This window comes from Gymnodinialimonas sp. 57CJ19, from assembly GCF_038396845.1.
Lineage (GTDB): Bacteria > Pseudomonadota > Alphaproteobacteria > Rhodobacterales > Rhodobacteraceae > Gymnodinialimonas.
Window position 1 is genome coordinate 1,371,547 of the sequence record NZ_CP151587.1, and the last position, 22,149, is coordinate 1,393,695.

A 22,149-nucleotide genomic window follows, 5' to 3' on the forward strand; every position below is an offset into this window, starting at 1 on the left:
GCAGTATGCGCATATTCGACGTGCTGGAAAAGATCATCCATTCGATAGGTGTGGGGACCGCTTGGTTGACAGTGGTCCCCATCGCATTTTTTACCGGCCTGCAAATGCTTGATCGCAAGCTACACCTTGGGGTGTCGTCATACCTTCCGGATTTTTCGACGTCCTTGCTGTTCATCCTGATCTTCATGACATTCGGGTTCACCTATTTGCGGGACGGTCATGTGCGCGTGGACGTATTCCGAAGGAAGTGGCCGCCACGCCGCTTGGCTTGGATCGAGCTTGGTGGCTGCCTTCTCGTGCTTTTGCCCCTCGCGGCCATCCTCACCTACTACGGCTGGGATGGGCTGATGCGGACAACGCAATTCGCGGACACCGACATTTGGGCAAGGCGCGTTGCCGCCGTGATCGGTCCCGTGGTTCTGGGCTTGGCCGGGCTTATCGTCATTGTCCGAAACGTCGCGTTCCTGCGGGGCAGGCGCGATAGCCTTTCCCCGCTGTCCCAAGAAGATCTTCCCCATGGAGACTGAATTTCTGGCCATCGCCATGCTGGGTATTCTGGCGCTAGGCGTGTTCAGCGGCTTCCCCGTGGCTTTGGTTCTGACGGCGACCGGGTTTCTTGCCTTTGTCGGCGCGGTCTGGATGGGTGTCACCGATTTCAATCACCTTGGTCTGATCTATCTTCGTGTGCGTGGCATCCTGACGAACGAAGGGGTGCAATTCACCACCGTGCCGCTCCTGATCTTTCTGGGGCTGGTTTTGAACGCCAGCGGCATTTCATCAACCCTGTTTCGAACACTGGGGCAAGCGCTAAGGTGGCTCCCCGGTCACTACGCCATTGCCACCTTGTTGATTGGCCTGATCCTGGCCCCTGCCGCGGGTGTCATCGGAGCTTCCGTCGTGACCGTGGCGCTGGTGGCCTACGCCCCGATGTTGCGCGCAGGGTATTCCGCGTCAGTGGCGGGATCGGCCGTGGCGGCGTCCGGCGCGTTGGGCGTCGTCTTCCCTCCGGCGGTCCTGCTGTTCTTCGTGGCCAATGTCTTTCAGCTTCGCATCTCGTTGATGTACTCGGCGTTGGTCATCCCAGTCCTTATCTTGGTATTCTTCTTTTCCGTCTATTTTGCCGTCACGCTGAGAGGGCGCATCGACATCTCACTTTCGGACGACGCAAAGCCGACCCTGCGGGATGTGGTGTCCTCGATCATGGCGATTGCGGTGATCGCCGCCATTCCCCTCAGTATCATGGGCGGGATTGCGACCCTGTCCGAGGCTGCCGGTGTTGGGGTTTTTGGTGCGCTGTTGGTCATGGTGGTTCGCGGTCGCATGACGTTTGATCGTCTGAACAAGACGATTGTGCAGGCGGCGTCCATGACCTCGATGGTGTTCTTCATCGTGGTGGGCGCATCAATCTTTTCACTCAGCTTCAATCTGCTGGAGGGTGGCCAGCTTCTGCTTGCGTGGATCAATGGATTTGACCTTGGACGTTGGGCGACCCTTGGCATGTTGTTGGGCGTCATTCTTGTGCTGGGGTTTGTGTTCGACTGGATCGAGATTCTGCTCGTGTTCCTACCGATCTTCCTTCCTTTGTTCGCACAGCTGGATTTCTCCGATCATGTTGGGTCAGAGTATTTCTCGCAGGTCTGGTTGGCTGGTCTGATCGCATTGGCGCTTCAGACTTCATTTCTCACACCGCCGTTCGGATATGCGCTGTTCTTCGCCAAGATGGCGGCGCCACCAAGCGTTAATCTGGCCGATATCTATCGCGGCGCGGGACCACTCGTGGTCATCGAAGTCGCACTGATCGCCTTGCTGGTATGGCGACCTGAATTGATCACATGGCTGCCGCAACTTGTTCTTTCGCGATCAAACTCGCCTTTGATCAACTAGATTTGGCATGCTAACTACCGTCACGAGGCATAATTAAAAAATCGAGCTTTCTCCATGAAACGCCGCATCTTCCTTTTGGGTACGATCACCGCATTTCTGTCCGGCTGCGCAAGCAGGTTCCGGGACTACGATGGACCGCAGGTCACACGGCTCAGAATGTACAAGAATGAGCGTTTGCTTATCCTTGACGGGGTGGAGGGTGAATTGCGGAGGTTCCCGATCGGGCTTGGTTTCGCGCCCGTGGGTCACAAACAGTTCGAAGGCGATGGCCGTACACCCGAGGGGGCGTACATTATCGACCGCCGCAATCCGAACAGCGAATTCCATCTATCCATCGGTATCTCCTACCCGAATGAGGCGGACATTGCGTTTGCTGAGTCGCACGGTCGTTCGCCCGGTGGAGATATCTTCATCCATGGCGGTCCGCGGCGCGGAATTGACCCGATGAATGTCCGCGATTGGACGGCAGGCTGCCCTTCTGTAACGGATCGGCAGATCGAGCATGTCTACGCCATGGTTCAGGACGGTACACCTATCGACATCTATCCCTGATGTGCGCGGCTGCGTGGGCCAGGCTGCGTCTCTTTTCGGTTACCCGAGGTAGACATCCAAGAACAGCATGAGCACGAGGCCTACCGCAAGGCCGAGCGTCGCCTTGTTCTGATGGCCGCTGCGATGGGTTTCAGGGATGATCTCGTGGCTTATCACATAAAGCATCGCGCCCGCGGCAAAGGCCAATCCCCACGGTAACAGCGGCTCTGACAGCGTAATGATGCCTGCCCCAAGCAATCCGCCAATGGGTTCGACCATGCCGGTGAGCGCCGCGATGCCCCACGCGCGCCACTTGGGATAGCCCTCTCCAAGCAAGGCCACGGCGACGGCCAGACCTTCGGGTGCGTTCTGTAGGCCAATGCCAATGGCAAGAGGCATGCCGCCTTCGATACCGCCGGACCCGAACCCGACGCCAACTGCAAGCCCCTCGGGGAAGTTGTGGATCGTGATCGCGATGATGAAGAGCCAAACCCGCCGGAGGGATGCTCCTTCGGGCCCTTCGCGACCGGTGCTGAAATGCTCGTGCGGGAGCTTTTCGTTCATCAGGGCGACCGCGCCCATCCCAAGCAGGATCGCGAGGCAAACGATGGCTGCAGGCGCTGCCTCACTTTCGAACCGGATATCAGCTGCGTCCAAGGCGGGAATGATCAGTGAGAAGAACGAAGCCGCAAGCATCACGCCTGCCGCGAACCCGAGCGAAAGATCACGGGTGGCCCGCGATGGAACACGACCGAACAACACGGGCAGGGCGCCAACAGCGGTGAGTGATCCCGCAGCGAGACTTCCTAGGAAGCCGAGCATTATTGGGGAGACAGTTTCCATTGCGGGCCAATCTATTTGTCAGTGTAAATGCGACTCATTCTCAATAGCCCTGCCGTGTCCGTATGGGAAGGCTTCCTTGGTCTCGCGTTTTGTAGTCAGGACCGATGCTGGTCGAACCGCGTGCCATGGCTGCGTTCGCGGAGCGCATCAGAGCCTTTCGGAAGCTGAAGTGGCAACCCCGGGACTAAAGCTTTCTTCCATACGTGCGCGGGCCTCAGCGAGGCGTGACAGCGCTGCGGCGTTATCCGCTTCGGGGTCAGCCGCGTCCGCCAGCCGATCGTCGACAAGAGGATCCGTTGGAAGGCCGTTTACGAGCACCTCGTAATGAAGGTTCGGTGCCGTGGTAGTGCCGGTCTCTCCAACGCGCCCAATCATTTCTCCGGCGGCGACGCGCTGACCCTCTGCGATGCTTTCAGGCACAGTGCTGAGATGCGCGTAGCGCGTCATGATGTCGGGACCGTGGGCTATCTCGACCACACGGCCATAACCGTTTCGCCATCCGATGAAGCTTACGCGTCCTGGCGCGGTCGATTGCACAGGCGTCCCGTGCGCCGCCGCAAAGTCCACGCCCGTATGCATTCTTACGTTGCCAAAGACCGGATGCGTGCGACGCCCGAAGACGGAGCTCAACCGTGCGCCCACGACGGGCTGCGCGAAAACGCGAAGCACGTCGCCATCGACATAGATTGTCGCCTGTCCGCTGGCATCATCTGGCCAGACAACCTCATAGAGGCTCCCCGCGATTTCCAACGCAGCGAAGGTAAGGTCCGGCTGGCCGATCCGATCTTCGCCAACACGCGCCTCGCGCCACAGCAGGCGGAGCCTTTCTCCACCAGCCATCTCTCGGCGAAAATCCACGGTGCCGCCCAACATCTGAGCGAGGTCAACTGCAAAACGGGCGGGAATGCCAGCTTCGTCGAGCGCGGCGAACATTGAGGTCGAAATAATCGCTTCACCGGCTACCGTCACAACTTCCGTCTCCGGGGCGATAACTTGCGTGATCATCTCAGTTCCAAAAACTGCTTCGATCCTCACACCGTCCTCAACGGCCAGGGTCACCGTCCGCGGGCCGCCGTCCATGGTTGAGACGACCGTGAGCGAATGGCCGGGCCGAAGCCGTCGCAGATCGTATTCAGCGCCGATTGCCAAGGCGACTGATGCCCGGTCGGACGCCGCCATCCCTGAGTCGGCCAGTACGACATCAAGCGTTTCGCCGGGTGCGATGTCACGGGACCAAGTCGACAGAGGAGGTTGGATCACTGGCGGCTGCGCGTCGATGGTTGGGGCCTGCAAAAGGGGCAGGGGGAGTTGATCGCGCGCACTCTCGGATTGCACCGTTGCGAAACGAACTGCCCCACCACCTAAAGTGTCGGGCAGCGTGGGAGGCTCGGGTAGCCACAAGGAGGCTTCTTCCAGACCTGTCGGGACTGGTTCCCTTGATAAGGCACCAGTAGCGAAAATCGCGCCCCCTGAGACAGCAACCATAATTACCAAGCCCGCCGCTACAACTCTCAGCTTCATGTCGTTTCTTCCATTTCTTGGTGCAGTGCGCGGCGGATCTTTGGCAGCGCGAAGTCTCTTGCCTCGTGGTAGTCGATTGTGGTGACGAATTGCCCTTCGGCGTTGAATAGAAACACGCTGGCGGTATGGTTCATCGTGTAGTCTCCGCTATCGGTCGGCACTCTCTCAATGACTGCACGGAAACCCTCTGCCGCCCGTGCGATCTGCTCTTCCGGACCTGTCCAGCCGCGGATTGCCGGGTGGAAATAGCTGACGTACTCCGCCATTGCGGCGACGGTATCCCGCTCGGGGTCGACCGTGATGAAGATCACGTTCAGCGACGCTGCCTCATCGCCCAACGCGTCAAGCCAGCCAGAGATATCGGAAAGAGTGGTCGGGCAGACATCTGGGCAATATGTGAATCCGAAAAAGGCCATAGTGGGATTGCCGAGAAGGGTCTCCGGTCCGACGTCGTTGCCCTCATGGTCGGTCAGGCTGAACGCCATCTCTGACAAAGGCAATGGGCGCTGCCCTATCGGTTCCGCTGCGCCGGGGCCGTCGACTTGCCACCAACCCACGAGAAGCATCATGCCAACAGCCGCAGCAGCCACTGCGCCATAGCCCAAAGCGCGCGTACGCTGCATCAACCTTCCGGTCCGCGCGCCGCGAAGCCAAGGATCGAAACATCGACCGTCGCTTCACCGCCATCTTCGAAGATCAGAGTTAATGGAAACGTCTCCCCTTCGACCATGGGCTCCTGCAATTGCATTAACATGACGTGCAGGCCACCGGGTTCCAGTGCCACGCTTTCACCCGGTGCTATGGTGATCTCGTCGGTGGGTGTCATGCTACTGACGCCCTCGGCGCTCGTTCTCGTTTCATGAATCGCTGGCATCATGGCCAGTGGGGTCGAAAGGCCGGTCACCGTCACCGGCTCTGCGCCGGTGTTGCGGATCGTCACATAGGCGGCACCGGGACGGTTCATTCCGATGGACGCCCGTGCCCAAGCGCCGTCGATGACGATATCATCTGCATCGGCCAGCGCAGGCATCGTTGCGCCCGCGAATGACAAAAGCACCGTCACCGCGCCCGTGAACAGGATCTTTTTCATGCGTCTATTTCCCAATCAACAAATTCAGCTCTGCGCTGCAGCGACTTGCGCCGCAACCAACCGTCGCAATTCCGCCTCACCGAACGGATCAGGCGAAATGCCGTTCACGAAAAAGGTCGGAGTCTGACGAATGCCGACGGTTTCAACGTCGGCACGATCTTGGTTCAGGATGGCCACGACACCGGGCGACAGCATTTGCATGCGCGCGGCCTCGGCATCGAGCCCGGCCGTCGCGGCGATCTGTAGAAGGCGGCCGGGTGAAGGTGCTCCGTGGGAGGCCCAGTTTGGTTGTTCGCGCAAGACAGCTTCGAGAACCGGTTCAAAAACCCCCTGCATACGGGCCGCTTCCAGCACCCGTATTGCTTCCTCGGAAGCTTCTCCATGGAACGGTGTGTACCGAATTACGACACGGACGGCGTCACCATGCTCGGCCATGATGTCTTTTACGATTGGATGAAAGGCGCGGCATGCCTCGCAGGCGGGATCGAAGAATTCCACGATCGTGACAGGAGCCTCTTCGGGTCCAAGGATGGGTGAGTAGGGGCGGATCATGGCCTCTGCCAGTTCCGGTGCTAGGGGCTCAGTCTCGACAATGGGACCGGGCCTTGTTGCAAACCAGGTCGCACCGCCGAAACCGGCAACGCTTACAGCGAGAACGGACAGGATTAGGCTGCGTCGGTTCATGTTCGTGTGTCCTTAAGAGAAAAGGCTAACAGCAGTCCGATGAAAGTGAAGGCGACAAGCGCCATCAGGGGGATGGGAATGCCGAAAACCAATTGGTTGTCGTCAGTGCAAGAGGGGCCGGTGGCCGTGCAGGGTTGGATGCGCTCTGGGATCAGCCCGGCGTAGAGCCCCATATGCCAAAGTGCGATTGCACCGCCTCCAATTGCCAGTGCGATGCCGTATCGGCCGACCTGCGTGTCCCGCCACCAGAGGCCGAGGCCAAGGATGATAGCCAGCGGGAACATGAAGGCGCGCTGGAACCAGCACAGCACGCAGGGTGTCTGCCCCAACACTTCACCGATGAAAAGCACGGCAAGCGAGGCTACGACGGCAATGATCCAAGCCAGCCCGAGGGCGGTTTCTCCGGTCAGAGGTTTCATCTGGCCTCCATTATGTCTTGCAGATCGGCGAGGATATCTTCGGCGGTCGTTCCGTAGGGCCAAGAGGTCGCGAAACCAGCCTCCGGGTCGAACAGGAACAAATGCGATGTGTGTCCCATGGTGTAGCCGTCAGGTGCGGCCGCTTCTTCGATGCGCTCAAAGAAGATCGGGAAGGTCTCCGATGTCGCAGCGATCTGATCCGGCGTGCCGGTAAGACCGATGATGTTAGCGTCGAACAGCGGAACAAATTCGGAGAGCGCGGTCGTCGTATCCCGCGCAGGGTCGATCGAAATGAATAGCGGCTGCACGTCTGCCGCGTCGTCACCCAGGCCTTCCATCACATATGCGACTTCGGACAGCGTCGTCGGGCAGATGTCTGGACAGTTGATGAAGCCGAAAAAGACCAACATCCAGCGTCCCTCAAAGTACTCATCTTGCTGCACCATCCCGCGGTGATCTGTCAGCTCAAAATCGGCGTAGAACGCAGGCCCAGTCGCAGGCTGTGAGCGATCATCCCGAAGATCTGGCCAGAGCATCAGCCATGCCGCTGCGATCGCCGAGACAGCCACCAATCCCCATAGGATTCTTCTGACGGAAAGGAGAGACAACTAGGTTTACCTGCGGTTGGTTCTTATTAGTCCCGGCGGATACATCCTCTAGCAACTGGAGGTTCAAGCACGAAATTCATAGCGCCGCACGTGATCACGCGGACGTGATTCCAACCCTTGTCACGGGACATGTCAAAACCTACACAAACTATACGTATTTTGGGGAGTTGAGCATGCTCACGATCGGAACCTTGGCGAAGAAAACCGGCACGAAGGTGCAGACCATCCGTTATTACGAGCAGATCGGGCTGATGCCAGAGCCGGGCCGGACAGAAGGTGGCCAGAGGCGTTACAGCGAGGCAGAGCTTGACCGTCTGTCGTTCATCCGCCATTCGCGGCAACTCGGGTTTTCGCTCGACGCGATCCGTGAGTTGCTCGATCTCAGCGACGACCCCAACAGGTCTTGCGAGGACGCTGATGCCATCGCACGCCGCCAGCTTAAGCAGGTGGAGCAGCGCATGGCACGCCTGAAGGCGTTGCGTGCCGAACTCAAACGCATGGTGCATGAATGCAGCGGCGGTAAGAGCGCCGATTGCCGAGTGCTGGAGGTGCTGCGCGATCACTCCGAGTGCCTGACCGAACATAATGAAATTGGTGCCTAGAATGCCCGCCGCGTTGGTCTATCCGCTGGCCGCCTTGGCCGAAATCGCGGGGTGTTTCGCCATCTGGAGCTGGTGGCGGTTGGGCGCGTCTCCGGCATGGCTTTTGCCTGGTATTGGAGCGCTGGTGGTTTTCGGTTGGCTTCTGGCGCAAGTCGAAACGGTCGCCGCGGGCCGCGCCTACGCAGCGTATGGCGGGGTCTACATTGCAGCGTCGGTGTTGTGGATGTGGTTGGCAGAGGGTCAGAGGCCCGACAGATGGGACGTTCTTGGCACTGTTGTTTGCCTGATGGGTGCCGCGATCATTCTTGGTGCCCTGCGGAGCGGTTGAAATTAGGCCTTGAAGCTATAGTAACTGTAGCAACTAGGTAGGGTCCAGTTAGATTCTGGGAGACCAACCTTGGCCGACGAACTTACCCACCTTACCGCAACCCGGCTTCTTGATTTCGACGGGCCCGCAATTGCAGGGCTGATCCATGATCGTGGCTGGGAGGATCTTTCCCGACATAACCAAATCGGCGCCGCCTACGACTTTGTGCGCAACGAAATCGCTTTCGGATACAATCGGGCTGATGATATCCCGGCGTCTGAGGTCCTTGCCGACGGCTATGGCCAATGCAACACGAAGGGCACACTTCTGATGGCGCTGCTGCGCGGCCTTGGTGTTCGGTGCAGGCTGCACGGCTTCACCATTCACAAGGCGCTGCAACGTGGGGTGGTTCCTGAGCTGGTCTATCCGCTGGCGCCAGCAGAAATCTTGCATTCCTGGGTCGAAGTAGAGACCGAGAATGGATGGATCAATCTTGAGGGCTTCATCCTTGACGCAACCTTCCTTGCATCTTTGCAGCAGGAATTCAGCGCAACCGATGATCTGTGCGGCTACGGGACCGGAACAGAGTGTTTAAGCGCCCCGCCGGTTGAATGGGTGGGCGAGGATACGTTCATCCAGAAGACTGGTATCGCCAAAGATTTTGGAATCTTCGATACACCTGACGCATTCTACCTAAGCCACAGTCAAGACTTTGGAACCGTCCGCAATTGGCTGTATCGCCACTTGATCCGCCATTGGATGAACGCACGGGTGCGCGCGATCCGGCGCGGGGATGTGCCTCGGATGCCGGGCGTCGCCCTGCCAAACTACAGCCATGGGGATACGAACCATGCCGCATGACCACGGCCACGCACATATTGACCCGAACTCCGGCGACCGTCGCGTCTCAATCGCAATCTGGGCGAACGGTCTTCTAACGGTTGCGCAGATCGTGGGCGGGGTGCTCTCGGGCAGCCTCGCGCTGATCGCAGATGCACTTCACAACTTTTCCGATATGGCGTCTCTGGTCATTGCGTTTGGCGCGCGCAAGATCGCCCGCCGTTCTGCTGACGAGAATATGACCTTCGGCTATGGCCGGATCGAGATCGTGGCTGCGCTAATCAATTACACGACGCTCATCCTTGTCGGGGTCTACCTGATCTATGAGGGCGGAATGCGCATGATCGATCCGCCGGAAGTGCAGGGCTGGACGGTCGTGATCATCGGGGGTGTGGCGCTTGGTGTCGATACGCTGACGGCACTGCTGACCTATTCGATGCAGAAGGACAGCGTGAATATCCGCGCTCTGTTTCTTCACAACTTGTCTGATGCGCTTGCTTCGGTGGCGGTCATCGTTGGCGGATCGCTGATCATCCTCTATGACATGCGGTGGGTTGATCCGGCCATCACCATCGGCATCGCGCTCTACATTCTGTACTTGGCGGTTACGGAAATTGGAGGTCCGATCCGAACCCTGATGCTCGGCAGTCCGCCCGACATGGATAACGCTGCGGTCGTCGACGCGATGCGCGGCGTAGACGGTGTCGCGGAGGTTCATCACGTCCACCTTTGGCAGATGCAGGAACATGAAGTGGCGCTGGATTGCCACGTCGTTCTGACAGCCGATGCCTGGTCACAGAGCGAGTCCGTAAAGGGCGTGATCAAGGATCGGTTGAAGGATGACTTCGGCATCACCCATTCCAGTTTGGAATTTGAACACGAGGACCGAGCCCATGAAAACGCCGATCTTTATGGTCACGGCGATGCAAGCGAGAGGGAGGCTCATAGTCACGGACGGGCTGACCATGCGTAGCTGCATCGAAGTAGCAGGAAACAGTGGTGCCGTTCAAACGTCGCTGACGGAAACCCGACCGATGCCATCGGTCATGTGTCGTTTGCCCACTCATGCCCACCTAAGCTATTGATAAAAAATGGCGTTGAACATCGCATTGATCGTTTCACTGGCATTAACGCAGAACTCATCTAGGGGCGAACCCCATGAACACCACAACCGCCGACGTTTCTGCATCTCGGCCTCGGATATTCGTTCTCGACATCGCGCGGGTCGCGGCCCTTTTGGCGATGGCGGTGTTTCACTTCGTGTTCGATCTGGAAATCTTCGGCTATATCGCCCTCGGCACGACTGGCAGCGGCTTCTGGCGCGGACTTGCCATAGCCTCTGCGGGATCGTTCGTATTTCTGGCGGGCGTTGGCCTTTGGCTTTCCCACGCAAACGGCATCCGATGGGCCGCCTTTGCCAAGCGTTTGGCGATCATCTTGTCGGCGGCCGCTCTGGTATCCGTTGCGACCTACATAGCGTTCCCAGACTCCTTCGTCTTCTTCGGCATCCTGCACTCGATTGCCCTTTGCAGCCTATTGGGCCTTGCTGTGCTGCGTCTGCCGATCGTGATCATCGCGCTTCTCGCCGTTGCGGTTTTCTTCGCGCCGGACTTCGCGGCATCCCCGGCCTTCAATGCGCCGTGGCTATGGTGGACGGGCCTGCAGACGATCCAACTGAGCACCGTGGACTATGAGCCTATCTTCCCATGGTTTGCGGCCTTCTTGGCGGGCATGGCCGTGGCGAAATTGGCATCGCGCACAGGATATTGGGAGCAGTTCTCGACAACCAAGACGTCGCGCACGATGCGCGTTTTCGGGTTCTTCGGACGGCACACGCTCGTGGTCTATTTGATCCACCAACCCATATTGATATCCATCGTTTGGGCGGCCACACAGGTCCTGCGATAGAGCCGTTTCGAAGTGCACTAGCACTAGCTCTAGCTCAACAATTGCATGTCCACCCTTTTCTCAGGATGCCAACAATTGCGCTCCTTGATGCATCTCGGTTCGTGTTGGCTACACTAGATATCATGCAATCCATTTTGCGAATTCAAACTTAAAGCGATGTTGGCCTAACCCACGAAAGATTTCTGTGAACGGGTCAACAGAACGGTCCGTCAGTCGGAGTGAGCCGAATAACGTCGCTTTTTGATCCTAATACTTAGAGCAATGATCCAGAGCAGCATCAGTCCAAAACTGCCGATTGCATTCCAACTTGCCATCGAAATGGAGAGAAACTCCCAAGCGACTTGGTCGCACATGACCAACGTCGGCCCCGCGTCAGTCGAAAGAAGATCTACGACGTCCATGCTCGACAAATTTTGCCCGGAGCCAGTGCAACTTGTAGGGCCTTCCCACCAATCTCGCTCAACTCCCGTGTGGTAAATTGCAATCGTTCCGGTCGTGGCGGCGGCAGCTGCGCCTAGCAGATACATGACCGGATGGCGCAGGCCCAAGAGGACCAATATGCCTACCAATACTGCCGCGACATGCGGATAACGTTGCAGTATGCACATTGAACATGGGGCATAGCCAAAGGCTTGAAAGGTCCAAGCAGTAGATAGCAGAAGGCCCGACCCTGCGGCGGCAACAACTCCAGTTTTCGTGTCGTCGAATGTCACCGTGTTTTGTCCTTTGTCTGGGCAAAGCGAATAAGTCCGCCACGTTTGCCGTGATACTGCGACTTACGTAGACAACCGGATCTCAGATGACAAAATCAGATGTGTAACCATGTGTAACATGAGCATGAAGATTGGTCAGGTGGCTGGCTAAGCTGAGGCCTCTGGATCGCTGCATCATGTCATTCGCACCAAATTTAAGCCCCTGGAACTACGGAATTTAGTAGCGAGGAGGTGCCACAACTCGCTTCGGGCAGCTCTTCACGTGGCCTTGAGGTTGCTAGCGGACATCCAAAACTTCGAAGCGCGGCATCCAGCAACACCATAACAATCAATGGCCAACCAGTGGGTCGATCTTCGGGCGTCTAAAGCGCGTTATTCTACTCGCCTTGACGTCCCCAAACGGCGACACTGCCCCACCATGGATCGCTTTTTCTCACTCTACTTACCGTTCTCACGGTTTGCAGCGAATACGCTGATCCTGAGCTGTGTTAGTCTAATTCCACTCCTGCTGTTCTATGTTGCGCTCACACCAGGTTTTGGCTCCATGCTTCTGGAAAATGGTCCAGCATTGCGGCGCTTCCTAAGACAAGTTCTTACAAATGGCATTCCCGTGGTGTTCGCGGTCAACTACCTGAGTTTCTTCCTTTATGCTTTCTCGGCCAAGAGACAGGGAACTCACTCGTCACCCATCCTCATCCTCATAGTAGACCTGCCAGCCAGGATCTTTGTTTTTGTCGCGTTGCATGCCTTCATCTATTTTGTGTCTGCCGACTGGTTCGGTTCATTTGGTGGTGATCGATGGCAAGCGTTGCGCGTGGTCGGCCCGACCCTCGCACGATCAGCGATGTTCGAGAACATTTCAGGAGTTTACCTCTACGCAACAATAATCAGCGCGGTACCGCTGTATCTAAACGTGATCTCAGTGCTTCTTGCGGGGGAAGGACGAATGAGCCGAAGAATCCAAGGCAAGCTGGCTTGGCTGGGAAAGGGCGGTATAGCAACATTGAGGGTGCTGAGCGCGTTTGTCTATTTTGGGCTCTTCACGCTGCTATTGACGGCGTTGGCCAACCTGATCGTTGCATTGCAAACACCTTGATCGGCAAAGGCCAGTAGTTGAGCCCTCGCCATGTTTTTCGCACAAACCAATTACTGCCCGTCAAGCTCGGGTGTTGCAACCGGTCCGCCCTGTAAGTCAGTGATCAGCGCGCGCATTTCATCGATTTCAAGACGCTGCGCCTCGATGATTTCGTTCGCAAGCGACTGCACACGAGGGTCTGAGAAAGTAGCACGTTCACTGGTCAGGATCGCGATGGAATGGTGCGGGATCATGGCACGCATCCAGCTAACGTCTTCCACGGTCGACTGGCTTCGAACAAGCCAAAGCGACCCCGCAAACACGATGATCGAGCCGATGAATATCGCCGAGTTCGCCGCTTTATTACGGTACATTCCCAGCATGAACAGTAGCATCACGGTGGCCATCACAGCCCCCATGACAAACGTCATGTAGAACCGCGTCTCGCTAAAGAACACATGATCAAGCGCATAGGTGTTGAGGTACATCAGGCCGAACATGATGGCTGTTGCCGTGCCGACCATCGCAAAAAATCGACCGTATGAGCCGTGGCCTTGGTCACTTGCAGAGGTGTCTCCGGATTTATGGCGGGTTTGGTTGGTCGTATTGGATACTGACATTCGATCCTCCAAGATTAGTTGTATAATTGAGAAACGACATTCCAGCGTGGGAGGGTTCCAGCGGTTTCGGGTTTTCTTGGCTTGGGGGTCCGACAGGGCTGATCTCCCGGTCTGCTTCTTTCAAGAATGCTCTTGAGCTTCCAGCGCAGGAAGGGAGCATGATTGATTCATTTCAGCAACTTTGGACACTGCACCTCGAAGGGACTTCCTCTTTTACGCGACGGGTGCCGTCGGCGCGGTTGCCGCGAGTGCGGCGGTGTGGCCGTTGTTCAACTCGATGAACCCAAGCGCGGATGTGGTCGCTCTTTCCAGTATTCGAGTGGACATCTCCGGTCTCACGGTCGGAAGCCAGTTGACGGTCGAATGGCGGGGCAAGCCGGTTTTCATTCGCTACCGGACCGAGGGCGAAATAGCCGAAGCCCAAGCGGAGGACGTCAGCGCCCTGCCTGACTCCATAGCGCGTAACCCAAACGTTCCCGACGCAAGTATCGCCAGTGATGCAAACCGAGCGGTATCAGACCGGCCAGAATTTTTAGTTATGATTGGGGTTTGCACACATCTTGGGTGCGTTCCGATCGGCGACGGAGCTGGCGATTTTGGCGGGTGGTTCTGCCCGTGTCATGGGTCTCACTACGATACATCCGGGCGCATTCGCAGAGGACCGGCACCTGAGAACCTTCATATACCCAAGTTGGATCTGTCTGGTGATTTGATCTTAACGTTGGGTTGAAGCGCGTAACTTCGTACCTGCTCGCTTATGCGTTTGTGACAATCAGATCCATGTTGTCGCCACTTTGACGCGGATCATGTTGGCTATGCTCCTGCAACATCTCGCACGCAGACTTCACGTCAAGTGTTCCTGATATTGCCCGCTTCGCCCAGAGAAGACAGGATTGGACAATCTGGCCTGTGATCGCCTGCACACGCCGAGATAAGGGATGCTAAGGTTCCGCGCATGTCGTCCAAGTCGCGGATTTTCCGCTCAATTTCCTCCAAGTGTTCTTGTGCAATTTCCTTCACCTCAGCGCTGGTCCGGCTGTCATCCTCATAGAGCTGCAACAGGTTGCGGCAGTCCGCGATAGAAAATCCTAACGCCCGCGCGCGCCCTAAAAACGCGAGTTTGTGGGCGTCTGTTTCCCGGAACGATCGGTAGCCGTTTCCACTGCGCAATGGCTTTATCAGCCCGATATCCTCGTAATAACGGATAGTTTTTGTAGGAACGCCTGCCATCTTGGATACATCGCCGATGTTCATGATTGTCTCTCCTGTGCATTTGCGGCGGGAATCATTCTGCTGCCATGGGTTGTAGGCTAGGGGCGGGTATGGTTTTTGGCCCATCACCTCCACCCTCCCGCATCGCGGGTTGGATGCGCCGCAATCGAAGCGCATTGGCCAGAACCGAGACGGACGACAATGCCATCGCCCCTGCGGCAAAGACTGGTGACAAGAGCACTCCGAAAACTGGGAACAGGACGCCTGCTGCAACGGGGATCAAGGCGGTGTTGTAAGCAAAGGCCCAGATCAGGTTCTGCCTGATATTCCGCATGGTGCGCCGCGATACTTCAAATGCGTTCACGACGCCTGCCAAGTCGCCAGACATTAGAACGACATCAGCGGATTCGATCGCCACGTCGGTGCCAGTGCCAATTGCGATACCGACATCAGCGTGCGCAAGGGCAGGGGCATCGTTGATGCCATCGCCAACAAACGCAACTTTGCGCCCGTCTCCCCGCAATTCGTCCAATGCGCGGACTTTGCCATCGGGAAGCACACCGGCTACGATCTCATCAATGCCGATTTCAGCCGCTATAGCTTCTGCTGTTTCGCGTTTATCACCGGTGATCATGGCAACCCGTAGGCCGAGATCGTGCAACGCCTGAATAGCGGCTGCGCTGGCCGGTTTGACCGGGTCTGAGACGGCGATGACAGCCGCAACCTTCCCGTCTATGGCGGCAAAAAGCGCTGTTCGGCCTCTGGTTGCAAGCTCGGTTTCCGTTTCTTTCAGGCCACCCAATGCGATGCCTTCACGCTCCAGCAGTCGGTCAGCACCGACCAATACGTCATGCCCGGCCACTTGGGCCCGCACTCCGTATCCGGGGATCGCTTCAAAGCTGGTAACGTCCGCACGGGCGACGTTTTCCTGACGGGCCATGCGCACAACCGCTTCGGCAATCGGGTGTTCGGATTGCTCTTCGACTGCAGCGACAAGCGAGAGCAAATCCGCGCGCGTGAACCCGTCGGCAAGTTCCAACTCGGTCAATTCTGGCCGGCCCGCCGTGATCGTCCCGGTCTTGTCGAGGGCAACCACGCCGACGTCGACCAACTGCTGCAAGGCATCACCCTTGCGGAACAGCACGCCCATCTCGGCCGCACGTCCTGTGCCGACCATAATCGAGGTTGGCGTCGCCAGTCCCATGGCGCAGGGGCACGCGATGATCAGGACCGACACACCGGCCACTAGCGCAAAGGTGATTGCCGGATCGGGACCTACGACCAGCCAAACAGCGACGGTTAAGGCAGCTAGCGCCATCACGGCAGGCACGAACCACATGGTCACGCGGTCCACCAAAGCCTGGATCGGAAGTTTCGCACCTTGGGCGTCCTGCACCATGCGGATGATCTGTGACAGCGTCGTATCGGCACCGACACGAGTCGCGCGAAAGCGGAAGCTGCCTGCGCCGTTGACCGTGCCACCTGTCACTGCATCGCCTACGGTCTTGCCCGCTGGAATGGGCTCACCGGTGATCATGCTTTCATCCACGTGGCTGCTGCCCTCGACGACCTCTCCATCCACGGCAATCCGCTCACCGGGACGCACGATCAGCACGTCGGCTTCCACGATATCCTCTAGCGCCACATCGACGGGTTCACCGTCGCGCAGCACCCGGGCTGTTCGGACTTGCAGCCCCAGAAGTTTTTGAATGGCGGCCCCTGTTCGCCCTTTGGCACGCGCCTCAAGGAACCGACCAAGAAGGATCAGCGTCACAATGACGGCAGCGGCTTCAAAATAGACCGCGCGCGCAACATCGGGCAGAAGCGATGGCGCAAAAGTTGCCACAAGGGAATAGGCGTAGGCGGCGGAGGTTCCGACCGCGACCAAGGAATTCATATCCGGGGCACCCTTCAGCAGTGCCGGAAATCCCTTGAGATAGAAGCCTCGACCGGGCCCAATCAGCACAATTGTCGTTAGGACGAACTGGATCAGCCAACTGGTCTGGTGGCCGATGGTTGCCCCAATGAACGCGTGGGCGCCCGGAATGACGTGGGCTCCCATTTCGAGGACGAAGACAGGTAGAGATAAAGCAGCAGCAAACAGCGTTCGGCGCAAGGCGAGCTGAGCTTCCTCTTCCTTCTCAGCAGACCTATCTAAAGGCGCGTCCGCCTCTATCACGTTCGCTGGGTACCCCGCGTCTGTCGATGCAGCCGCAAGGTCGCTTGGCGCGATAACGCCCTCCAGAAAGGTAATCATCGCCGTTTCAGTCGCCAAATTGACCGAGACGTCCAAGACACCGGGCACCTTCGCAAGCGCCTTGTCCACGCGACCGACACACGACGCGCAGGTCATGCTTGCGATGTTGAGCGTCACGCGCGCAGTGCGCGCTGGATAGCCCAAATCGCTCAACGTGTCCGCTGCCTGCTTCAAGCCTTGGGCGTCTTCAACGACCAAGCTGGCGCTTTCTGTGGCGAGGTTCACATGCACATCACTGACGCCGCCAATTGCAGTCAACGCGCGGTCCACGCGGCCAACGCAAGAGGCGCAGCTCATGCCGTCAATACTCAAGGATTTTGACGTCGATGTCGGTAGCATTGCGGCTCTCCTGAAAAATCTTCAGTTAGACACATAGGGATTCCAGTAGCTGGAAGGTCAAGGGGTGGAGAATTTAATTTGAGGGATTGACCTTCCGGCGCAGCAAGCTTGCACAAGGTTCCTGAAAAACTTCGAGAGTTAAGGAATAGTCATGCGATTCAACGTACCAGAGATGAGCTGCGGCCACTGCAAGTCAGCAATTGAAACCGCCGTAAAGGGCGCTGATCCAGCCGCGACGCTAGACTTCGATATGCCTAAGCGAGCTATCGAAATTGAAAGCAGCCTGGATGGCTCGCAACTTCAGTCCGTGATGAAAGATGCCGGCTACGACTCCGCAGTCGCCTAGCAGGGGGCATCGGCAGCCAAGCGCAAAGGTTGCTAAGGCAACCCTATGCGGTCGTCACCTTCGGATAGAGGTGGACCCGTGCGCCAACGTCGACGCGTGGGTACAAATCAATGACGTGTTCGTTAGTAAGTCGAGCACAGCCATTAGATACCGCAGAACCGATTGTGCTTGGTGCATTGGTCCCATGGATACGAAGATACGTGTCATGGCCATCGTCGTCATAGAGGTAGAGTGCTCTGGCCCCCAACGGATTGTTAGGTCCGCCTGGCATGCCGTCTGCAAACCTAGCGTATTGCTCCGGATTGCGCCGGATCATTGCATTCGTCGGTCGCCACCACGGCCATTCCGCTTTTCTGGCAACTGTGAATACACCAGACTCGTATAGCCCCGTGCGCCCTACGCCAACGCCATACCGAATGGCACGACCGTTCTCCAACATGAAGTAGAGGTGGAATTCGTCGGGTACGACGTGGACGTCGCCGGGCAACCAGTTCGGCTGTCTGGTGTTCACCAACTGCGGCAGAAAATGCTCAGGCAAGGTAAACGGGTGTGCAGACACAGCGGACGCCCCAAGCAGTCCCGCAGCGCTAAGGCCGAATGAGAATTTTCTGCGGCTTATTCCTGATTGCATCGACAATACTCCCATAGATATTTTTCCGTCTAATCAACGATCATTAAAATTCAGCTTCCAATCGATTCACGCCTTCGTGAACACGGTATTCGGAAATCAACTGTTGCAAGCCTATCTCAAAGAGCTGTTGCGCGGATCCCATTTATTCTACCGCTGAGGCCCGGACCTCATCCACATAGGCTTGAAGTAACGACTGCTCCACGGCGCCCGGAACAAGGTTGTCGCCAATGATGAATGCCGGCGTTCCAGTGACACCTAAAAGCTCAGCAAGCCGCATAGAGGTGGCGATATGCTCTTCAACCTCTGGTGCTTCCATATCGGCCCGCAATTGCTCAATATCGAGGCCGATTTCACGGGCGATCATCAGAACGGATCGCTCCTCGGCGCGGCCATCCATTCCCATCAAAGCCCAGTGAAATTCTTCATAAAGCCCCTGTTCTCTCGACGCGAGAGCTGCGCGGGCAGCAAAGACGGATCCATCCCCAAGAATAGGCCATTCACGGTAAACAAACCGCACACCGGCATCGGCTTCAATCAAACCTTCAACTGCAGGCTTCACACGGCGACAGTAGGGGCAGTTGTAGTCGAAGAATTCCACGATAGTGACATCGCCTTCGGCGTTAGCAAGGACAGGAGCGTTCGGATCTTGCTCCAATAGAAGCCGCTGTTGGGCGATCACGTCGGCGCGGGACGCAGTCTCTGCTTCTGCGGCCCTTTGATCGAGGATAGCGAAGACCTCAATTAAGATATCAGGGTTCTCCAAGAGTGTTTCGCGCACCAGTTCGCGCACGCGGTCCTCAGTAACAGTGTCTTGCGCCGTGGCTGCCAGAGGCAAAACCGCAAGCGTCATGACAAAAAGAATTCTTCCAAGAGTTCGCATCTTATCCATCTCCTTGTGCGGACAATTCCGCCTGTGTGCGCTCGGCTTGACCCTCACGCTGGCGGTCGGGCCAGGTCGATTGGATGAAAGCGAGAATATTCCAGATTTCTTGGTCAGATAACGTGTCAGCCATCCCGGGCATGCCGCTGTTAAACTCGACCCCAAGGCGTGCCATCATTTCGCGACCGCCTAAAGCTGTGTAGTTGAACAGAAGCCCATCTGTGTGGTGCCACGTATGGCCAGTGGCGTCGTGCGGCGGCGCGGGTAAAACACCGTCATCATCTGGGATTTGCCAATCCGGCTGCCCCTCAAGATTGGCTCCATGGCAGGCCGCGCAATTGTCGGCGTAAAGAGCAGCGCCTTGCAGAATATCGACGGTGTTTGGCATCACTGGGATGGCCTCTGCGTCGCTTTGCGCTGTCGCGGACCAAATGCCAAATGACGCTGCGGCGAGCACTGAGAGTAGAAGGGCAGGGGCCAAAAACCTCATGCGACCCGTACCCAGGTCATCATTCCCGATGCAGCATGGGACAGCATATGGCAGTGGAACAACCAATCGCCGGGGTTGTTCGCAACGAAGGCGATCTCTCGCTGCTGGTCGCTGCCAACCAAGAGTGTATCGCGCATCGGACCGAGTGTTTCATCTGCCAGAACTTCGCGAAAATGCATCCCGTGCAGGTGCATCGCGTGGGGAAACGAGGTGTCATTTGAAATCCCGAGACGCACCGTTTGCCCGCGATCAAATGCAGCCAAGGGCTCCTCAGTCATCCCGACGGTTCCGTTGAAGGCCCAGAATTGGTTCGCGCGGGCCAGTTCGCGGAAACTCATCATCTCACCATTGTAGATGGCTTGCCGCATGCCGCCCATTGCGCCGCCTGACATCTCGAGGGCCACGCGGGTGACTTCGCCAGATAGGTTGATCATGTGACCGGGGTTCGGAGGCAACGCCTCTGGTGCCGGTCGGCGGGCGAGGCTTGCCTGTCCGCGCACCTGAAACGTGACTTGCGGTGTGCCGCGCCCGTCCTCGGCGCGAACCAGATACGCAGAGGTTCCATCTTCGGCCACGACGTCGACGATAAGGTCCACGCGTTGGCCAGGGCCAAGCACGAGGGTGTTCGTGAAGGGCTCAGGCGTTGGCAGCGGCATTCCGTCTAATGCGACGATCCAACCTTCCAAACCTGCCAGTCCCAGACCAAAAATCCGTGCGTTGGCGGCATTGATCAACCGCAGACGAAGCCGCTCATGACGTTGCGCTGTCATCATGCGATCATAGATGCCGTTCGTGGTGGTCAGGTTCCCATTTCGGCCGCCATGGCTGCGTTCATGAGAGTTTTCAAACTCGGGAAAGATCTGTGCGGTTTCGGGGTCGATCAGCCAATCGTCAAGTACCATGACCTCGTCGCGATCCACATCGATCGCGTCAGGCTCGTCCACGATCAAAGCACCATGCAAGCCGCGTGCAACCTGTTCGGTGGATTGATTGTGAGAGTGATACCAATAGGTCCCGGCATCCGGCACTTCAAAGTCGTAGTTGAAGCTATCCCCAGGCGCGACAGCGTCCTGAGTTAAGCCCGGCACGCCATCCATGGCGTTATCTATGCGGATGCCGTGCCAATGCACTGCACTGGCTTGCGGCAAGCTGTTCACAAACTGACGTTGAAGCCGCGCCCCTTGGGCCACGCGCAGAACGGGGCCAGGCGCAGTGCCGCCATATCCCCAGATATCGGTGCGCGGATACCCGTCGGGTGCCAGTTGAACCGAGGCGGGCATCGCCTCCAGGCTCTCAAAAGGTATGTTGGCGCGCGCCACGCGTGGCAGGCCAGCGCCGAACAGGCCGATCGCTGCGGCTGATGTCGCCATGAATTTTCGTCTGTCTTGCATGATCTCTCAAGTCCTTTGACATGCAGGTGACCCGGGCAGATCAATCCGCCCGGGCTGTATTTTTCATTCAAGATCAGGCAGGTCTTCACCCGGATCCATTACATATGTCGCGATGGCCAATCGGTCCTCTGGCGTCAGGAAGCTGGTGCCATACTGGACAACCTCCCCCATTCCGCCGCCGAACACATCGCCCGACGGCGTGATCCCCGTCTCAAGCGCATAAACGATCGAGTCGACCGTCCATCCCTGTTCAATCAGATGTTCAATCTGAATGGATGGCGCGTGGTCACCGCCGGGCAGATCATCATTACCGGCATAGAATGCTGTCTCAAGACGTGCGCCTGCGATGTTGCGGCCCGTGTGGCATGCACCGCAATGCGCCGCGCCTCGGGCCAACTCGCGCCCCCGGTTCCAGACATCGTCACGCCCCTCAACCGGTTCTGTGGCGGGATCGCTCAGGAACGCGGCCCGCCACAGTTTGAGGCCCCACCGCATGTTGAATGGGAAGCCGACCTCATGTTCCGGCGCTACTTCCGCCACCGGTGGCACGGTTTGGAATGCAGCCCAAAGGTCGGCGATATCTTGATCTGAGAAATCACCATAAAACGGGTAGGTGAAGCTCGGGTAGTAGGGGTCTCCTTCAGGGCTTACACCTTGGCGCACGGCCATCGCGAAGTCCTCAATGCTCCACTGTCCTATGCCATTCTCGGGATCGGTCGTCAGGTTTGGGGAATAAAAGGTCCCAAACGGCGTCGCCAACTCGACACCCCCGGCAAGGGGCGCGCCTCCTCCTTCAAAGTTTGTGTGACAGGCGATGCAACCACTTGCGCGCGCCAAATAGGCCCCGCGTCCTGCATCGCCTGGAAGTTCAATCCGCTCCGGTGCAGCGCCAACAGGCCACAGGAAGACTGCTCCCGCAGTCCCCGCGACGGCTGCCGCCAATACGCTTCCGAGCATC

The 22,149-nt window shown here is 57.7% G+C and carries 27 protein-coding genes; 11 read left to right on the top strand and 16 right to left on the bottom strand.

The features are described from left to right. Positions 1-5: 5 nt before the first annotated feature. From AADW23_RS06895 to AADW23_RS06905, 3 genes are read left to right on the top strand one after another with little or no spacing between them, the layout of a single operon-like run. On the top strand, positions 6-527 hold the full coding sequence (locus AADW23_RS06895) for a TRAP transporter small permease subunit (protein WP_341863778.1): 522 nt from the start codon (positions 6-8) through the stop codon (positions 525-527). Beyond that, positions 517-1,884, top strand: a complete 1,368-nt coding sequence (locus tag AADW23_RS06900; protein WP_341863779.1) for a TRAP transporter large permease subunit — start codon at positions 517-519, stop codon at positions 1,882-1,884. The genes AADW23_RS06895 and AADW23_RS06900 overlap by 11 nt, the downstream gene beginning before the upstream one ends. Before the next feature lie 54 nt (positions 1,885-1,938). Then, on the top strand, positions 1,939-2,436 hold the full coding sequence (locus AADW23_RS06905) for a L,D-transpeptidase family protein (RefSeq protein WP_341863780.1): 498 nt from the start codon (positions 1,939-1,941) through the stop codon (positions 2,434-2,436). Positions 2,437-2,475: 39 nt separating this feature from the next. On the opposite strand, the gene AADW23_RS06910 is transcribed toward AADW23_RS06905, so the two are convergent. The 7 genes from AADW23_RS06910 to AADW23_RS06940 form a co-directional block, all read right to left on the bottom strand. Next, positions 2,476-3,258 carry a ZIP family metal transporter gene (locus tag AADW23_RS06910; RefSeq protein WP_341863781.1) on the bottom strand — a complete coding sequence of 261 codons (783 nt, stop codon included), beginning with the start codon at positions 3,256-3,258 and terminating at the stop codon, positions 2,476-2,478. A 147-nt stretch (positions 3,259-3,405) separates the two neighbouring features. Beyond that, positions 3,406-4,779, bottom strand: a complete 1,374-nt coding sequence (locus AADW23_RS06915; RefSeq protein ID WP_341863782.1) for a M23 family metallopeptidase — start codon at positions 4,777-4,779, stop codon at positions 3,406-3,408. Next, positions 4,776-5,402: an SCO family protein gene (locus AADW23_RS06920; RefSeq protein WP_341863783.1), complete on the bottom strand. Its 627-nt coding sequence runs from the start codon at positions 5,400-5,402 to the stop codon at positions 4,776-4,778. The genes AADW23_RS06915 and AADW23_RS06920 overlap by 4 nt, the downstream gene beginning before the upstream one ends. Continuing rightward, positions 5,402-5,869 carry a copper chaperone PCu(A)C gene (locus AADW23_RS06925; protein ID WP_341863784.1) on the bottom strand — a complete coding sequence of 156 codons (468 nt, stop codon included), beginning with the start codon at positions 5,867-5,869 and terminating at the stop codon, positions 5,402-5,404. The genes AADW23_RS06920 and AADW23_RS06925 overlap by 1 nt, the downstream gene beginning before the upstream one ends. Positions 5,870-5,893: 24 nt before the next feature. After that, positions 5,894-6,553, bottom strand: coding sequence for a thioredoxin domain-containing protein (locus AADW23_RS06930; RefSeq protein ID WP_341863785.1), 660 nt, complete (start codon positions 6,551-6,553; stop codon positions 5,894-5,896). Then, on the bottom strand, positions 6,550-6,972 hold the full coding sequence (locus tag AADW23_RS06935) for a disulfide bond formation protein B (protein WP_341863786.1): 423 nt from the start codon (positions 6,970-6,972) through the stop codon (positions 6,550-6,552). Before AADW23_RS06935 ends, AADW23_RS06930 begins: the two co-directional genes overlap by 4 nt. After that, positions 6,969-7,544 carry an SCO family protein gene (locus tag AADW23_RS06940; protein ID WP_341863787.1) on the bottom strand — a complete coding sequence of 192 codons (576 nt, stop codon included), beginning with the start codon at positions 7,542-7,544 and terminating at the stop codon, positions 6,969-6,971. Before AADW23_RS06940 ends, AADW23_RS06935 begins: the two co-directional genes overlap by 4 nt. A 209-nt stretch (positions 7,545-7,753) precedes the next feature. On the opposite strand from AADW23_RS06940, the gene AADW23_RS06945 reads away from it, so the two are divergent. The 5 genes from AADW23_RS06945 to AADW23_RS06965 all read left to right on the top strand — a co-directional run bounded on the left by AADW23_RS06945 (position 7,754) and on the right by AADW23_RS06965 (position 11,237). After that, entirely contained in the window at positions 7,754-8,182 is a 429-nt protein-coding gene (locus AADW23_RS06945; protein ID WP_341863788.1) for a helix-turn-helix domain-containing protein, read from the top strand. 1 nt (position 8,183) lies between these two features. Continuing rightward, a complete protein-coding gene (locus tag AADW23_RS06950) occupies positions 8,184-8,510 on the top strand; it encodes a YnfA family protein (protein WP_341863789.1) in 327 nt (108 codons plus the stop codon). A gap of 69 nt (positions 8,511-8,579) precedes the next feature. Beyond that, complete coding sequence (locus AADW23_RS06955) at positions 8,580-9,350, top strand: transglutaminase family protein (protein WP_341863790.1); 771 nt, start codon at positions 8,580-8,582, stop codon at positions 9,348-9,350. Then, positions 9,340-10,302 carry a cation diffusion facilitator family transporter gene (locus tag AADW23_RS06960; RefSeq protein WP_341863791.1) on the top strand — a complete coding sequence of 321 codons (963 nt, stop codon included), beginning with the start codon at positions 9,340-9,342 and terminating at the stop codon, positions 10,300-10,302. Before AADW23_RS06955 ends, AADW23_RS06960 begins: the two co-directional genes overlap by 11 nt. Positions 10,303-10,487: 185 nt before the next feature. Then, complete coding sequence (locus AADW23_RS06965) at positions 10,488-11,237, top strand: heparan-alpha-glucosaminide N-acetyltransferase (RefSeq protein WP_341863792.1); 750 nt, start codon at positions 10,488-10,490, stop codon at positions 11,235-11,237. Between the two features lie 209 nt (positions 11,238-11,446). Here AADW23_RS06965 and AADW23_RS06970 read toward each other — a convergent pair whose 3' ends face one another. After that, complete coding sequence (locus AADW23_RS06970; RefSeq protein WP_341863793.1) at positions 11,447-11,950, bottom strand: disulfide bond formation protein B; 504 nt, start codon at positions 11,948-11,950, stop codon at positions 11,447-11,449. A 418-nt stretch (positions 11,951-12,368) separates the two neighbouring features. Between AADW23_RS06970 and AADW23_RS06975 the strand changes: the two genes are divergently transcribed. Next, complete coding sequence (locus AADW23_RS06975; protein ID WP_341863794.1) at positions 12,369-13,046, top strand: hypothetical protein; 678 nt, start codon at positions 12,369-12,371, stop codon at positions 13,044-13,046. 50 nt (positions 13,047-13,096) lie between these two features. Here the strand turns inward: AADW23_RS06975 and AADW23_RS06980 are convergent, their stop codons facing one another. Beyond that, positions 13,097-13,549, bottom strand: coding sequence for a DUF305 domain-containing protein (locus tag AADW23_RS06980; protein ID WP_341864295.1), 453 nt, complete (start codon positions 13,547-13,549; stop codon positions 13,097-13,099). A gap of 265 nt (positions 13,550-13,814) precedes the next feature. Between AADW23_RS06980 and petA the strand changes: the two genes are divergently transcribed. Further along, a complete protein-coding gene (petA, locus tag AADW23_RS06985; protein ID WP_341864296.1) occupies positions 13,815-14,375 on the top strand; it encodes a ubiquinol-cytochrome c reductase iron-sulfur subunit in 561 nt (186 codons plus the stop codon). 119 nt (positions 14,376-14,494) lie between these two features. Here petA and cueR read toward each other — a convergent pair whose 3' ends face one another. Together cueR and AADW23_RS06995 are read right to left on the bottom strand one after the other, a co-directional pair. Beyond that, positions 14,495-14,899: a Cu(I)-responsive transcriptional regulator gene (gene cueR / locus AADW23_RS06990; RefSeq protein WP_341863795.1), complete on the bottom strand. Its 405-nt coding sequence runs from the start codon at positions 14,897-14,899 to the stop codon at positions 14,495-14,497. A gap of 31 nt (positions 14,900-14,930) precedes the next feature. Continuing rightward, on the bottom strand, positions 14,931-17,453 hold the full coding sequence (locus AADW23_RS06995; protein WP_341863796.1) for a heavy metal translocating P-type ATPase: 2,523 nt from the start codon (positions 17,451-17,453) through the stop codon (positions 14,931-14,933). A gap of 151 nt (positions 17,454-17,604) precedes the next feature. Here AADW23_RS06995 and AADW23_RS07000 point away from each other — a divergent pair, with 151 nt between their 5' ends. Beyond that, a complete protein-coding gene (locus AADW23_RS07000; protein ID WP_341863797.1) occupies positions 17,605-17,799 on the top strand; it encodes a heavy-metal-associated domain-containing protein in 195 nt (64 codons plus the stop codon). 43 nt (positions 17,800-17,842) lie between these two features. On the opposite strand, the gene AADW23_RS07005 is transcribed toward AADW23_RS07000, so the two are convergent. From AADW23_RS07005 to AADW23_RS07025, 5 genes are all read right to left on the bottom strand, one after another. After that, a complete protein-coding gene (locus AADW23_RS07005; RefSeq protein WP_341863798.1) occupies positions 17,843-18,445 on the bottom strand; it encodes a L,D-transpeptidase in 603 nt (200 codons plus the stop codon). A gap of 127 nt (positions 18,446-18,572) precedes the next feature. Continuing rightward, on the bottom strand, positions 18,573-19,310 hold the full coding sequence (locus AADW23_RS07010) for a DsbA family protein (protein WP_341863799.1): 738 nt from the start codon (positions 19,308-19,310) through the stop codon (positions 18,573-18,575). A gap of 1 nt (position 19,311) precedes the next feature. Then, the gene (locus tag AADW23_RS07015) at positions 19,312-19,800 is read right to left on the bottom strand and encodes a cytochrome c (RefSeq protein ID WP_341863800.1); all 489 of its coding nucleotides are present in this window, start codon (positions 19,798-19,800) and stop codon (positions 19,312-19,314) included. Next, positions 19,797-21,191, bottom strand: a complete 1,395-nt coding sequence (locus tag AADW23_RS07020) for a multicopper oxidase family protein (protein WP_341863801.1) — start codon at positions 21,189-21,191, stop codon at positions 19,797-19,799. The genes AADW23_RS07015 and AADW23_RS07020 overlap by 4 nt, the downstream gene beginning before the upstream one ends. A 63-nt stretch (positions 21,192-21,254) precedes the next feature. After that, positions 21,255-22,148: a cytochrome c gene (locus AADW23_RS07025; protein ID WP_341863802.1), complete on the bottom strand. Its 894-nt coding sequence runs from the start codon at positions 22,146-22,148 to the stop codon at positions 21,255-21,257. Between the last annotated feature and the right edge of the window lies 1 nt (position 22,149).